14 protein-coding genes are annotated in these 13,048 nt (G+C 64.9%); 8 read left to right on the top strand and 6 right to left on the bottom strand.

What is annotated here, in order from left to right; all coding sequences use genetic code 11:
- The first annotated feature begins 26 nt into the window (after positions 1-26).
- The 5 genes from AC4LGL_RS14195 to AC4LGL_RS14175 all read left to right on the top strand — a co-directional run bounded on the left by AC4LGL_RS14195 (position 27) and on the right by AC4LGL_RS14175 (position 5,892).
- Positions 27-1,448, top strand: a complete 1,422-nt coding sequence (locus AC4LGL_RS14195; protein ID WP_491839373.1) for an MFS transporter — start codon at positions 27-29, stop codon at positions 1,446-1,448.
- Positions 1,449-1,728: 280 nt separating this feature from the next.
- On the top strand, positions 1,729-2,907 hold the full coding sequence (locus AC4LGL_RS14190; RefSeq protein ID WP_491839372.1) for an ABC transporter ATP-binding protein: 1,179 nt from the start codon (positions 1,729-1,731) through the stop codon (positions 2,905-2,907).
- A gap of 62 nt (positions 2,908-2,969) precedes the next feature.
- A complete protein-coding gene (locus AC4LGL_RS14185) occupies positions 2,970-4,166 on the top strand; it encodes a polyamine ABC transporter substrate-binding protein (protein WP_491839234.1) in 1,197 nt (398 codons plus the stop codon).
- A gap of 5 nt (positions 4,167-4,171) precedes the next feature.
- On the top strand, positions 4,172-5,047 hold the full coding sequence (locus tag AC4LGL_RS14180; protein WP_003885200.1) for an ABC transporter permease: 876 nt from the start codon (positions 4,172-4,174) through the stop codon (positions 5,045-5,047).
- Positions 5,044-5,892: an ABC transporter permease gene (locus AC4LGL_RS14175; protein ID WP_491839233.1), complete on the top strand. Its 849-nt coding sequence runs from the start codon at positions 5,044-5,046 to the stop codon at positions 5,890-5,892. The genes AC4LGL_RS14180 and AC4LGL_RS14175 overlap by 4 nt, the downstream gene beginning before the upstream one ends.
- Before the next feature lie 5 nt (positions 5,893-5,897).
- Here the strand turns inward: AC4LGL_RS14175 and AC4LGL_RS14170 are convergent, their stop codons facing one another.
- Genes AC4LGL_RS14170 through AC4LGL_RS14160 form a run of 3 tightly spaced genes read right to left on the bottom strand, consistent with a single transcriptional unit; the run spans position 5,898 to position 7,763 of the window.
- Complete coding sequence (locus AC4LGL_RS14170; protein WP_491839232.1) at positions 5,898-6,257, bottom strand: PNPOx family protein; 360 nt, start codon at positions 6,255-6,257, stop codon at positions 5,898-5,900.
- A gap of 19 nt (positions 6,258-6,276) precedes the next feature.
- Positions 6,277-7,110 carry an EamA family transporter gene (locus AC4LGL_RS14165; RefSeq protein WP_491839371.1) on the bottom strand — a complete coding sequence of 278 codons (834 nt, stop codon included), beginning with the start codon at positions 7,108-7,110 and terminating at the stop codon, positions 6,277-6,279.
- Positions 7,111-7,145: 35 nt separating this feature from the next.
- A complete protein-coding gene (locus tag AC4LGL_RS14160) occupies positions 7,146-7,763 on the bottom strand; it encodes a TetR/AcrR family transcriptional regulator (RefSeq protein ID WP_491839231.1) in 618 nt (205 codons plus the stop codon).
- A 192-nt stretch (positions 7,764-7,955) separates the two neighbouring features.
- Between AC4LGL_RS14160 and AC4LGL_RS14155 the strand changes: the two genes are divergently transcribed.
- From AC4LGL_RS14155 to AC4LGL_RS14145, 3 genes are all read left to right on the top strand, one after another.
- Positions 7,956-9,308 (top strand): aromatic ring-hydroxylating oxygenase subunit alpha, encoded by a 1,353-nt coding sequence (locus AC4LGL_RS14155; RefSeq protein WP_491839230.1) that lies wholly within the window; start codon positions 7,956-7,958, stop codon positions 9,306-9,308.
- Positions 9,309-9,351: 43 nt separating this feature from the next.
- Positions 9,352-9,816, top strand: coding sequence for a hypothetical protein (locus AC4LGL_RS14150; protein ID WP_491839229.1), 465 nt, complete (start codon positions 9,352-9,354; stop codon positions 9,814-9,816).
- 105 nt (positions 9,817-9,921) lie between these two features.
- Positions 9,922-10,338: a GtrA family protein gene (locus AC4LGL_RS14145; RefSeq protein ID WP_491839370.1), complete on the top strand. Its 417-nt coding sequence runs from the start codon at positions 9,922-9,924 to the stop codon at positions 10,336-10,338.
- 2 nt (positions 10,339-10,340) lie between these two features.
- Here AC4LGL_RS14145 and AC4LGL_RS14140 read toward each other — a convergent pair whose 3' ends face one another.
- Genes AC4LGL_RS14140 through AC4LGL_RS14130 form a run of 3 tightly spaced genes read right to left on the bottom strand, consistent with a single transcriptional unit; the run spans position 10,341 to position 13,027 of the window.
- Complete coding sequence (locus AC4LGL_RS14140; protein ID WP_491839228.1) at positions 10,341-11,411, bottom strand: M42 family metallopeptidase; 1,071 nt, start codon at positions 11,409-11,411, stop codon at positions 10,341-10,343.
- A 54-nt stretch (positions 11,412-11,465) separates the two neighbouring features.
- Complete coding sequence (locus tag AC4LGL_RS14135) at positions 11,466-12,284, bottom strand: acyl-CoA thioesterase domain-containing protein (RefSeq protein ID WP_491839227.1); 819 nt, start codon at positions 12,282-12,284, stop codon at positions 11,466-11,468.
- Between the two features lie 44 nt (positions 12,285-12,328).
- A complete protein-coding gene (locus AC4LGL_RS14130) occupies positions 12,329-13,027 on the bottom strand; it encodes an MBL fold metallo-hydrolase (RefSeq protein ID WP_491839226.1) in 699 nt (232 codons plus the stop codon).
- Positions 13,028-13,048: the final 21 nt, after the last annotated feature.

Raw genomic sequence — 13,048 nt, 5'->3', positions numbered from 1 at the left:
GGTCCGACTCCCCCGCGGTGATCGGCATGTCGCGCCGCCCCGGTGTTCTGATTGCCGGCCTCAGTCTGGTCGCCCTCACCGTCGCCGTCCTGCAGACCGCGGTGGTCCCGATCCTGGGCATCATCGCCCATCAGCTCAACACCTCCTCGGTTGCGGTCAGCTGGGCCGTCACCGCCAACCTGCTGGCGGCGGCGGCCTCGACTCCGCTGATCGGGCGGCTCGCCGACCTCTACAGCAAGAAGCGGGTCCTGCTGGGTGTTCTGGTGGTCGTGCTGACGGGGTCGGTGCTGGCTGCGGTCACCGCGTCGGTACCGCTGCTGGTCGTGGCTCGCATCCTGCAGGGCGCCTCCTATGCGCTCTACCCGATCAGCATCGCGATCCTGCGGGAAGAACTCGCCGAGGATCGATTGGTCGGCGCGATGTCGGTGCTGTCCGGAACGCTGGGCTTCGGAGGCGGTGTCGGCCTCGTCGTCACCGGGCTCCTGATGTCCGGTGACGCCGGATATCACCGCGTCTTCTGGCTCACCACCGCTTTCACCGCGGTCGTCATCGTGGTGGCGGTGATGGTCGTTCCCAATCGCACGCCCGAAGCGGGTGGCGCGATCGACTGGCTGGGTGCCGCCGGTCTGGCGATCGGCCTGTCTTCGGTGCTCTTGGCGATCACCCAGGGCAATGCGTGGGGATGGAGCCATCCGGGCACGATCGGTTTTCTGCTCGGCGGCGCCGGCGTGCTGGCCGGCTGGTGGTGGTGGGAACGGCGAGCCGCCGATCCGCTGGTCTCGACAACGATGCTGGCCCGACGACCCATCCTGCTCACCAACCTGGCCACGATCCTGGTCGGTATGGGTCTGTACTTCGCGTTCCTCGGCCTGACCCAGTTCGTGCAGATGTCGCGCGAGGCCGCAGGCTACGGATTCGGGGCCGGCGTACTGCAGGCGAGTGTCTACTTCCTTCTCCCCGGAGCACTCACCGGTTTCCTGGTGGCGCTGGTCAGTGGCCGCTACATCGACCGGTACGGCGCGCGCCGGGTGCTGATGGTGGCCGCTGTCGCGGGTATCGCCGGATTCGTCATGCTTGCCGTCACACATGACCGGGCCTGGCAGGTCGTCCTGGCCGGAATGCTGGCCAACGCCTACATCAGCCTCGGGTACGGCGCGTTGCCCGCACTGGTCGTCAGCGAGGTGGACAACAGCGAGACGGGTATCGCCACGAGCATGAACGCGATCGCACGAACCATCGGCAGTTCCGTGGCGGCGGCGGTCGTGGCAGTCCTGCTCGGGCATCGGACGGTGCCCTCTGAAGGCAGCTTCGTGACGATCTTCGTTGCCGGTGCGGTCACCGCCGCGTTGGCGATGGCTCTCATCGCGGTGTCCCGGGCACCTGACCGCCACGGCGACTCCGTGCACACCCTCTCTGAGTCCCGCGCGATGAACCACGAGTGGGGCTGATCCGTCTCGTCGCCGGTTTTCGCGTCGCGACAAACCACTGAGCTGCGAAACTTGAGGCCAGCCAGTCGCTGCCCTCCCGATCGTCGACCGACCAGAATCGCCGTGGCCGTTGAGCCGCCACGCCATGGAATCACGCTGCCAAGGTGCTTCAGACGAAGGATTCCATTGAAAAATTGTTAATTCATTGCGGAATCGCTTGCGAAGGTCGGAACAATCGGCGATTGTTTACCGACAGCTTCCGCGGCTGTACTGGAGGAGGATTCCGCTGACCGGCCCAGAAATCACCGCCGTCGACAAGTCGACGGGACACGACGGCTCGCCACGCACCGGCACGCCAGTCATAGAGATCGACCACGTCACGAAACGGTTCGGCGACTACGTAGCCGTAGCCGAGGCGGACTTCTCGATCGCCTCGGGTGAGTTCTTCTCGATGCTCGGCCCCTCGGGCTGCGGGAAGACCACCACGCTGCGCATGATCGCCGGATTCGAAAGCCCGACCGAGGGTGCAATCCGGCTGGAGGGCGTCGACGTCTCCCGTGTGCCACCGCACAAGCGCAACGTCAACACCGTCTTCCAGCACTATGCGCTGTTTCCACACATGACGGTGTGGGACAACGTCGCCTACGGACCGCGCAGCATGAAGAAGGACAAAACCGAGATCAAACGCAGCGTCGACGAGCTGCTGGAAATCGTTCGGCTCACCGACTTCGCCAAGCGCAAGCCGGGCCAGCTCTCGGGTGGTCAGCAGCAGCGCGTGGCACTGGCTCGCGCCCTGGTCAACTACCCGAGCGCGCTGCTGCTCGATGAGCCGCTCGGCGCCCTTGATCTCAAACTGCGCCACGCCATGCAGTTCGAGCTCAAGCGGATCCAGCGCGAGGTCGGCATCACGTTCATCTACGTCACCCACGATCAGGAAGAGGCGCTCACGATGAGCGACCGGATCGCGGTGATGAACAACGGAAACGTCGAGCAGATCGGCAGCCCCACCGAGATATATGACCGCCCGGCAACGGTTTTCGTCGCCAGCTTCATCGGGCAGGCCAACCTGTGGGCCGGCCGGCAGACCGGGCGCTCCAACCGCGACTTCGTCGAGGTGGAAGTGCTCGGCACCACGCTCAAGGCCAAGCCCGGCGATACCACCATCGAGCCCGGTGGGCACGCAACTCTGATGGTCCGCCCGGAACGGGTCCGCGTCTCGATGGATGTTCCCACCGGGGAGGTGGCCACCGTCCCCGCCACCGTCAAAGACCTGACCTTCCAGGGCCCGGTTCTTCGGCTTTCCCTTGCCGCGCCTGATGATTCGACGATCATCGCCCACGTCGGCCCCGAGCAGGAACTTCCGCTGCTGCGTCCCGGCGATCAGGTCCACGTGGGTTGGTCGCCCGACGCGTCGCGGGTGCTTCCGGCCGCGGACATCCCGACCACCGAAGATCTCGAAGAGATGCTCGACGATACGTAGGCGCTCTCCACCCGCCGCCCCTCCCCTCGACGAAAGCGTCCGAATTCACCGAAAGGTCGCCCATGCCTGACAATATCGATCCCCGCCTGCTCGCCCGCCTGACCTCGAACCGCACTTCACGGCGCCGCTTCCTCGGTGGCGGCGCTGCGGCCGCCGCGGCCTTCGCGCTGGGCCCCGCCGTGCTGGCCGCATGCGGGACAGGTGGTGACGGTGGCTCCGCCGAGACATCGTCAGCCGCCCCCGACGACGGCTCGCCGGCCACCGGCAACGTGCGTATCTCGAACTGGCCGCTGTACATGGCCGACGGATTCGTCGCAGCGTTCCAGACCAAGACCGGCCTGACCGTGGATTACAAAGAGGATTTCAACGACAACGAGCAGTGGTTCGCCAAGGTCAAGGAACCGTTGTCCCGCAAGCAGGACATCGGGTCCGACCTCGTGGTGCCGACCGAGTTCATGGCGGTCCGGCTCGCAGGACTCAAGTGGCTCAACGAGATTCGTGACTCCCGTGTCCCGAACAAGAAGAACCTCCGCGAAGACCTGCTCAACTCGAAGGCCGATCCGGGCCGGAAGTACACCGCACCGTATATGACCGGCATGGTGGGCCTGGCCTACAACAAGGCCGCCACGGGACGCGACATCACCAAGATCGACGATCTATGGGATCCCGCCTTCAAGGGCCGGGTCAGTTTGTTGTCCGACACCCAGGACGGGCTCGGCATGATCATGCAGTGGCAGGGCAACTCCGTTGAGGATCCGACCACCGAATCCATCACCAAGGCCGTCGATTTCATCCGCGATCAGAAGGACAAGGGTCAGATCCGGCGATTCACCGGCAACGACTACGCCGACGATCTGGCAGCCGGAAACATCGCCGTGGCCCAGGCATATTCGGGTGACGTCGTGCAATTGCAGGCCGACAACCCGGACCTGCAGTTCATCGTGCCGGAGTCCGGCGGCGACTGGTTCATCGACACCATGGTGATCCCCTACACCTCGCAGAACGAGAAAGCGGCCGAGGCCTGGATCGACTACGTCTACGACCGGGCGAACTACGCCAAACTCATCGCGTTCACCCAGTTCGTGCCGGTGCTGTCCGACATGACCGACGAGCTCGCCAAGATCGACCCCAAGCTTGCGAGCAATCCGCTGATCAACCCACCCGCCGACGTCCAGGCCAAGCTCAAGTCCTGGCCGGCGCTCACCGACGAACAGACGCAGCAGTTCAACAGTCTGTACGCCGCAGTGACCGGAGGCTGACGCCGATGGCAGGCGTGGCCACCAGTAGCCGGCAGCGGAGCAAGATCGCCCCGTACCTGATGATCCTGCCGGCGTTGGTGTACCTCGGGATCTTCTTCGTGGTCCCGTTCATCTCGCTGGCACGCACCTCGTTGTCGACATCCGGCGGTTCGGTGTACCTTCCGACACTCGAATTCGACTGGAACTTCGGCAATTATGCGCACGCGTTCAGCGAGTATCAGGACCAGATCCTGCGGACGTTCGGCTACGCCCTGGTAGCGACCCTGCTGTGTGCGCTGCTGGCCTTCCCGCTGGCCTACGTCATCGCCTTCAAGGCCGGCCGGTACAAGAACCTGATCCTCGGCCTGGTGATTCTGCCGTTCTTCGTCACCTTCCTGATCCGCACGATCGCCTGGAAGACGATTCTCGCCGACGACGGTGTGGTGGTGAGCGCGCTCGGGTCCATCGGACTGCTGCCCAGCGAGGGGCGGCTGCTGTCGACGAGTTGGGCAGTGATCGGTGGCCTGACCTACAACTGGATCATCTTCATGATCCTGCCGCTGTACGTCAGCTTGGAGAAGATCGATCCCCGACTGATCGAGGCCTCCAAGGACCTGTACTCCTCGAACACCCGCAGCTTCACGAAAGTCATTCTGCCGCTGTCGATGCCGGGGGTTCTGGCTGGAAGCATGCTGGTATTCATTCCCGCGGCCGGCGATTTCATCAATGCGGACTACCTCGGTAGCACGCAGACCACCATGATCGGCAATGTGATCCAGAAGCAGTTCCTGGTGGTCAAGGACTATCCGGCGGCAGCCGCACTCAGCATGGTGCTCATGGCGATCATCCTGGTCGGCGTGCTGCTGTACACACGGGCGCTCGGCACGGAGGATCTCGTATGACGTTGACCGCGATGGCCGACGCCACCAGTCCGGCCGAACCGAAAGTCGTCAAGGGCTCACCACGATGGGGCGACTGGGCGCTGCGGATCGTCGCCGGCCTGGTGTTGCTGTACCTGTTCCTGCCGATCGTCGTGATCGTGTTGTTCTCGTTCAACAAGCCGGCGGGCAAGTTCAACTACACCTGGCAGGGGTTCACGCTCGACAACTGGGCGCACCCGTTCAAGTACCCGGCGCTGACCGACGCCCTCAAGCTGAGCCTGAACGTCGCGGCGGTATCCACCGCCATCGCCCTGGTGCTCGGCACCCTGGTCGCCATCGCCCTTGTGCGCCAACGCTTCCGCGGCCACAAAGCGGTCGATACGTTCCTGGTCCTCCCGCTGACCGCGCCCGAGGTCGTGATGGGTGCCTCCCTGCTGACCCTGTTCCTCGACCTCGGCTGGGCGGCGGGCTACACCACGATCCTCGTCGCCCACGTCGCATTCGAGGTCAGCTTCATCGCCATGACGGTGCGGGCCAGGGTGCGCGGATTCGACTGGACACTCGAGGACGCGTCCATGGACCTCGGCGCCAGCCCGACCAGAACCTTCTTCAGAGTGACTCTGCCGCTGATAGTTCCGGGCATCGTCGCCGCGGCGATGCTGTCGTTCGCACTCTCGCTCGACGACTTCATCATCACCTACTTCGTCAGCGGCTCCACCGTCACGTATCCGCTGTACGTCAATGCGGCGGTCAAGGCTGCGGTGCCGCCGCAGATCAACGTGCTGGCCACGGCCATCCTGGTGATCAGCCTGCTGCTGCTCATGGTCGGAACGCTGTACCGGCGCAAGCGGATCGACGTCACCTGATCTGATCAGGAGGCGTCGAGCTGCACCGTGACGGCCACCTTGCCCCGGCCGTCACGGTGGGCGACCGCATGCCCTGTGCGGTCCCTGCCGTCCAGGTTCCGCAAGGTCAGCGGTCCCCCCTCGCCGAGGAAGTTGCGCCACCAGTTCTTGCTGTCCGGCGCCATCACATGGATGGTCACCTGATCGCCGTCCCGCTTCACCGAAACCGGGGTTTCGAACCACTGACCCGACCGCCGCCCGGTGTAACCGATCACCACCACACCGTGACCGATCCATCGGCCGAGCACCGGAACCCGGGTCAGGCCCACAGCTGCCGCATTCAACCACCGCGAGACCGGGGAATTGAAGACTCCACCACGTGCCATTGGCGCCAGCATAGCCGGATCAACCGATCTCGGCAGGGACCGGCGTGGCGCGCGCACCCGTGCGCGCTGCCCCGATTCCCGCCGCCACCACCAGGAAGATGCCGATCACCGCCGCCGCGGCCGGAGTCTGATGAAGCAGAACGAAACCGACCAGCATCGCAAAGGCGGGCTCCAACGCCATCAGCGTCCCGAACGCCGCCGTGCTCAGATACCGCAACGCGGACATCTCGAGGGCGAACGGAACCACCGGCAGCAGGATCGCCAGCCCCACGCCGATCAGCAGCAGCTGCGGGGTCAGCTGTGGAAATACCGACGGTCCGACCACCGCGGTGCCGACCAGGCCGGCCACCGGCATCGACACTCCCAGGCCCTTGATGCCGGCCACCTCGTCGCCGACCCGTTGTGTCAGCAGGATGTAGCCGGCCCAGCACAGTGCGGCGCTCAGGGCGTAGAGCACACCGATGAGGTCGACGTCGCCCGTCCAGGGCTCGGTGAGCAGCACCACGCCGGCGGCCGCCAAGCCGGGCCACAAAATCCGATTGCGGCCCTTCCCGTGCGCGACGGCCACCCCGAGCGGCCCGAGGAATTCCAGCGCGCTGGCCGTGCCGAGCGGGATCCGGGACAGGGCTGCCATGAAGAGCATCGTCACCCCGGCGGTGACCACGCCGAGTGCGACGCAGGTCCAGAATGCCGATCTTGTGAACGCCGAGGGGCGTGGTCGCACGATGACGAGTATCAGGATTCCCGCCCACGCCAGGCGAAGCCATGCGGCACCCTCGGCACCGATGTCATCGATCAGGCCGACGGCAACCGCCAGCCCGATCTGCACGCAGAGCATGGAGGCCACGGCCATCAGCGCGCCGGTGCGCGCAGGATGCCCGGTCGTGCTCACAAGTCGTTCCCTTTGGGGACAACGATGTTGGCCAGAACCATGCGCAGGAACGGACGGTAGACCGCCTGGTCGTCGACAAGGCTGTTCAGCGTGACGCCGTCGTTGGCGGCCAGAATGACCCGGGCCAGGTCCAGCGCCGGGATGCTCAGATGGCCGCCCAGGCGGGCGGCGCCCTTGGAGATGTAGTCGGCCAGCGCGCGGACCGTCTCCTCACGCTGCGCAGCCACGCGCTCGCGCGCCTCGGGGTTACGCAGCAGGAACAGCGTGTACTCGGATCCGAGGACAGCCCGGTCAGGCCCCTCGGCGGCCACCAGATCTCGCCAGCGGTCGCCGAGTTCGTCGGCGTCGAGATCCTCGAGCGCGTGGAACGTCTCGATGACGTCGGCGAATCCGTCGAGGAATTGTTGGCGCTGCCGTTCGATCACCGCGAGGAACAATTCGGCCTTGCTGCCGAAGTGCGAGTAGATGGCACCCCGGGTGTATCCCCCGACTTCCGCGATGTCTTCGAGTGCGGCGCCGTCAAACCCCTTGCGTGCGAATACCTCTTCGGCAGCATCCAGCAGAACGTTGCGCGTGTGTTCCAGGCGGCGTTGCTTCGTCCAGCGTTCGGCCATGACCCCATCCTGTCAAACGTTAGCCAGCGGGTGTGGCGGTGCTCCTCCACGATCGTCGCTCCTCCGAGCAACGATATGCACTGTTGTATTAGATATACGGATATGTATAGTAGTGATCGCAGTCACAGGATGGGTACGCTCTGTCCTCCTGCTCCGCCTCGCAGCCCCGATATCGAATGAAGAGGTCAGCCCGTGCAGACAGCACGCCCCGGCAACTGGGTCGACACCGCCACCAAGCTGGACGACATCGCACCTGATGCCTATCGGATGCAGATTCCCACCAGTCGCTATGTTGCGCCGGAATTCGTTGCCCAGGAGCGTGATTCGATTTGGAAGAAGGTGTGGCAGGTCGTCGGACGGGTCGACGAGTTGGCCAAGGCCGGCGACTGGAAGCAGTACCAGATCTTCGATCAGTCCTACCTCGTGGTGCGCGGTAAGGACGAGAGGCTTCGCGCATTTGTCAACGCCTGCCGACACCGCGGCAACGTGCTGTGCCGCGAGGTCCGCGGGAACGCCAAGCGCGGCTTCCTCTGTCAGTACCACCTGTGGTCCTATGACCTCGACGGCCGACTCAAGGGCATGCTGCGGGAGGCGCTGGCCGGGCCGATCGACAAAGAAACCCACGGCCTGATCGAGGTCTCGGTGGGAACCTTCGCCGGGTTCATCTTCCTCAACCCTGATCCGAATGCCGAACCTCTCGCGGACTTCATCGGCGAGGAGGTCGCGACGATGCTGGCGCCGTATCACCTCGACGAGATGGTGACGGTGATGGACGTGACCGAGGCCATCGACTGCAACTGGAAGGTCGTCCTCGATGCCTTCCAGGAGGGCTACCACATCGACGGCATCCACCCGCAGTTGCTGCGGGTGATCAACATCGACCCCGCCACGAGCCGGTACCGGTTCTTCGACCAGCACAGCGTGTCGATGGCACCGTTCGATGTCGTCGGAGCCACGCCGGAGCAGCAGGTCGACGGCATCATGGATCTACCCGAGACCTTCCCGTCGACGGTTGCGGTACTCCCCCGGTTCCAGGAACTTGTCGCCGAGTACCGCGCCGACGATGGCTCGTTGAACTTCCCCGACGGCGTCACCGCCCGCACGCTGCTGCAGCGCGCAACGCGAGACACCCTGACCGGCATGGGACTTGACGTCAGCGAGCTGACCGACGCCCAGATGAGCGACAACCACGGCTGGGTGTGGTTCCCCAATTTCTTCATGACCATCCGAGCCGGGGAAGCCACGATCATCATGTCGCTGCCGCACCCGGACGGTGATCCCAACCGCTGCATCTGGCATGTGGCCAGCTACATGTGGCTGCCCGACGAGATGAAAGCCGCGTTCACCGCGGAACCGATCGTCGTCGACCAGGCGGGCAGCTACAAGTATTTCGAAGCGCTACAACAGGATTACGAGCAGATGCCACGCCAGCAGATCGGGTTGCGCAACACCGCTCTGAAGCACATGGCGTTGGTCAAGGAGGAAGTCGTCATCGCACACTTCCATTCGGTCGTCGACAAGTATCTGGCAGCAGCGGGCTCCTGACGCCTCCCATCGCCCATCCGAGCACAGAACAGGAACTTCACCGTTGAAAGATGTCAGCGAAGTTGTCGACGACTACACCGGTCGACGCCGCACCGTGGTGCAGTACGCGGTCACCACCAAACAACTGGTGGGCGCCGCCAAACAACCCGGCTTCGGGACCGAGGGTTGGGCCCCGCTGGCCGCCTTGGTCGCTGTCGACGAGTTCGAACGCGTCGGCAATTTCAAGGAGGTCATGAACTGGGAGCAGTACATCGACTTCATGACGAACTGGGCCGCCGCTTCGGAGTGGGACGGCTTGTTCAAGCGCGTCAGCGAAGTCGACGGCGTCGTGTTCCTCGAACTCGAGGAACGCACCAGGATGGGCGACTTCGAGTCAGTGGTCAACTCGCTCTCGGTGTATGAGTTCACCGCCGACGACAAGATCCGCCACATCGACCTCTATCTGCAGATGGCGCTGCCGAACACCGAGATGCTGACCAGTTACGAGGGGGTAGCGATCTCGGAGTGACGGTGAAGTTCGCCCGGTGCTCACGGTTCTGACACCTTCCGATGCCACCGTGTCCATGTGCGGAGCGAACCGCGCCGGGTTTCACCGGCCGAGCGATTCCACCAGATGTGTGTCGTGGTGGTGCGGGCGCTGCCGACCCCACTGAATTCTGTTGTGGCGCCGACATTCCTCGGTTTCGCGTTGATCAACACCTTCACCTTCGGGGTCGACCTGACGATCCTGACACTCCTGCACGGCGGGTTCCGGGCGCCGCTTCCGGTCGCGGTGACAGTCGGATACGCCGCGGCTTTCGGCCTGGCCTACTACCTGAACCGGACTCTGAACTTCCGCTCACACGCGGCGGTCGGTCCTCAGCTGACCGTGTACGTGGTGGCGGTCGTGATCAACTACCTGGCATTCATCCTGGGCGTATCCAGTGGGCTGGCAGCCGTGGGGCTGGAGTATCACCTGGCCCGGATCGTCGCCGGCGGATGCGAGGCGGTGTTCATGTACAGCGCCATGCGCTGGGTGGTGTTCCGGTGAGTTCACCCATGGACGACAAAATCGACCAGTACGTCCGTCACTGCCGCGATGGCGGTGCGGGAAATCACCTCGTAGCCATGCGTACTCAAGGTCGGCAGACACAGCAGGCCCGCCCGGGGGGACAGCCCGGAGGATTTCGTGTGTGACGCATCGGACTCGAAGGCACCGAGCACCGCTGCCTGCGGCGAATATCCGAGGTCGCGGGCAATCGCACACAGGCGATCGGCAACGCCCTTGTCGTATAAGCACTGCGCGTCGCTGTAGGCCACGATCGGCCCGCCGGTGACCGTGGTGCCGTACTCCGCTTCCGTCGGTCCGACTTCCACCGCAAGCGTGAGATCCCCGGGCAGGGTCCGGCAGGCGTGAGCCGCCCCCACCCCGCCGACCTCCTCGTTCGTCGTGAACACCAGGTACAGGTCGCCGGCCGGGTGCCGACCGCTGTCACGCAGCCGTCGGGCGAGCAGGATCAGCGCGAGTACCGCGGCACGGTCGTCCATGAAGTAGCAGCCGAAATAGTCACCCACCTCGATGAGTTCACGCTTGCTGCGGTCGATACACACCCGGGTGCCCGGCCCGACACCCAACTTGGCCAACTGGTCGGGCTCCATCCCGGTGAATACGTAGACGTCCGGCCAATCCAGTGCCTTGTCGCCCTGGTCGGGCTTGGTCTGCCAGACGTGCTGGGTTTCCTGTGTGGTGTGCTCCGAGCCCAATGCGAGGACCCCGCACAGGGTTTCGTCGTCACCCAGAATCGCGACGGGGCCCAGACCGAAATTGGCCGGGTACATGGTGCCCAGCGGGGTCAGCCGCAGCGTGCCGTCCGGCTCGATCCGCTTGACGAGCATGGAAAGTTCATCGAGATGGGCCAAGATCCGGGTGGTTGCGGCACCCGGCTTCGCCCCCCTGATCAATGCAACGAGATTGCCTGCGGCATCGGTCGAAAGCTCGTCGACGAGGTGCTCCAGCTCCCGGTGGCAGATCTCGCGAACCTGGTCCTCCTGCCCGCACGGGCCGTAGGCCGACAAGAGCTCCTGCAACAGCGCACGTTCGAACCCGTCATCCAGCCCGGCCATGTCTGCCCTATTGCCGCTGCGGCCGGTCTGGAAACCTCGGTGCTGGTCAGGCGGTCACCGCGGTGCGGTGCGATCCGGGAACGGGTCGTTGTTGAAATCGATCTGAGCCGCCGGGTTGCTGATCGCGGTGACGAGGCCGGTGCCGAACGCCCCGGCACTGTCGTACAACGTCGAGGCGCCGACCGCGATGCCGTCAGCGGCCCGATGCGAATCCGCCTCCACACCGATCCACTCGTCTCGCGGGAGCCGGGACAGCGCGACCGTGAGGTCACCGTTGATGTAGCCGACGCCGGCGGTTCCCAGGTTGGTGACCAGGCTGGTGCCCTCGGCCGCCATCGCCGCCCGCACAAACGGCGAATTCGGGTGGCCTTGCACCACGGTGATGGTGCGGTTCATGAATCGCTTGCGCGACGCGTTCTGATGGTCGGCGATGGCGCGACTCCAACCGCCGGCATCGCTGCCCATGTATGTCGTCCGGTCCCCGTCGAGCGCGGCGGGCGGTTCGAAGCCGGTCGTCGAGGTCCATTCCTCACCACGTGGAGGTTCACCCAACCGGTATTGAACCAACGTCGCCCGCGCGACGGTCACGCCGTCCTGGACCAGTTCACACTCGGAGTTGCGCACGCGCCTGCCGTCGCGGATCAGCGCCACCTTCGTCGTCGTCGGTAGCCCGCGGGCGGCCTTGAACAGGTCGACCGTCAACCGGGCGGGCAGGAATTCGGGAAGGCCGAAGGCTGATTCCAATGCCCGGGCGGCCAGGCCGACGAGCGCCGGGCCGTTGAGATGATCCTGACCCCAGTGGCTCTGCGCAAAGCGGGTCGGCTGGAACCGGTCCTGCTCGGACTGCACGAAATGGGCGACAACCTCGGTCATCGGCGAATCGTCGCATATGGGCTAACTAATTTGGACGGCGGGGATCACGAAGGGCGCCGGGCACCCAGCCAGCGCTGCTGGAGCCGGATGAAATGCGCGTCGACGACGGCGCCGTGACCGGGAACGTAAACACCGTCCTCCCCGCCCGCGGCCAGCACCGCCTCCAGGGTGACCGACCAGGATTCGAGGTCGGAGTCGGCGTCGATGACCGGGTCACCGGACTGCTCGACGAGATCACCACAGAACACGACCGTGTGCCTGCCCGGCACCGTGACGATCAGGTCGTGGTTGGTGTGCCCAGGACCGGGGCGGCGGATGCGCACGGTCCGGCCGCCGAGATCGATCTGTCCACCGGACACCTCGTGCACGGACTCCGGCATTGCTGCAATGGCCCGCTCGACGTCGTCGGGGTCGGCGCCGTAGCGGAGCGCCTCCTCGCGGAGCTGCGCCCGACCGTTGGCCATGGAAGCGGCAACTTCTGGGGCACAACAGATTTCGGCATCCCTGAACCAGGAGCACCCGAGGACATGGTCAAAATGGTTGTGCGTCAGGATGATATGCCCGACCCGATGACCCGTGAGTACCGCGACATCGGCCTCGATGCCGCGTGCCTCGGCCAAAGTCGTACCGGCATCGACCAACAAAGCGTGCGTGCTGCCACTGACCAGACCCACCGTGACGTCCAGGAAGGGCAGGCGGGTGCGCCACACACCCGCGCCCAACTGTTCCCACTCGTAGTTCACAGCCCCGTGCCGGCCAGGGGA

The sequence above is a fragment of the Mycolicibacterium arcueilense genome (assembly GCF_058536225.1).
The sequence above is the reverse complement of the archived record's forward strand: the minus strand, read 5'-3'. Positions and strand labels throughout refer to the sequence as shown.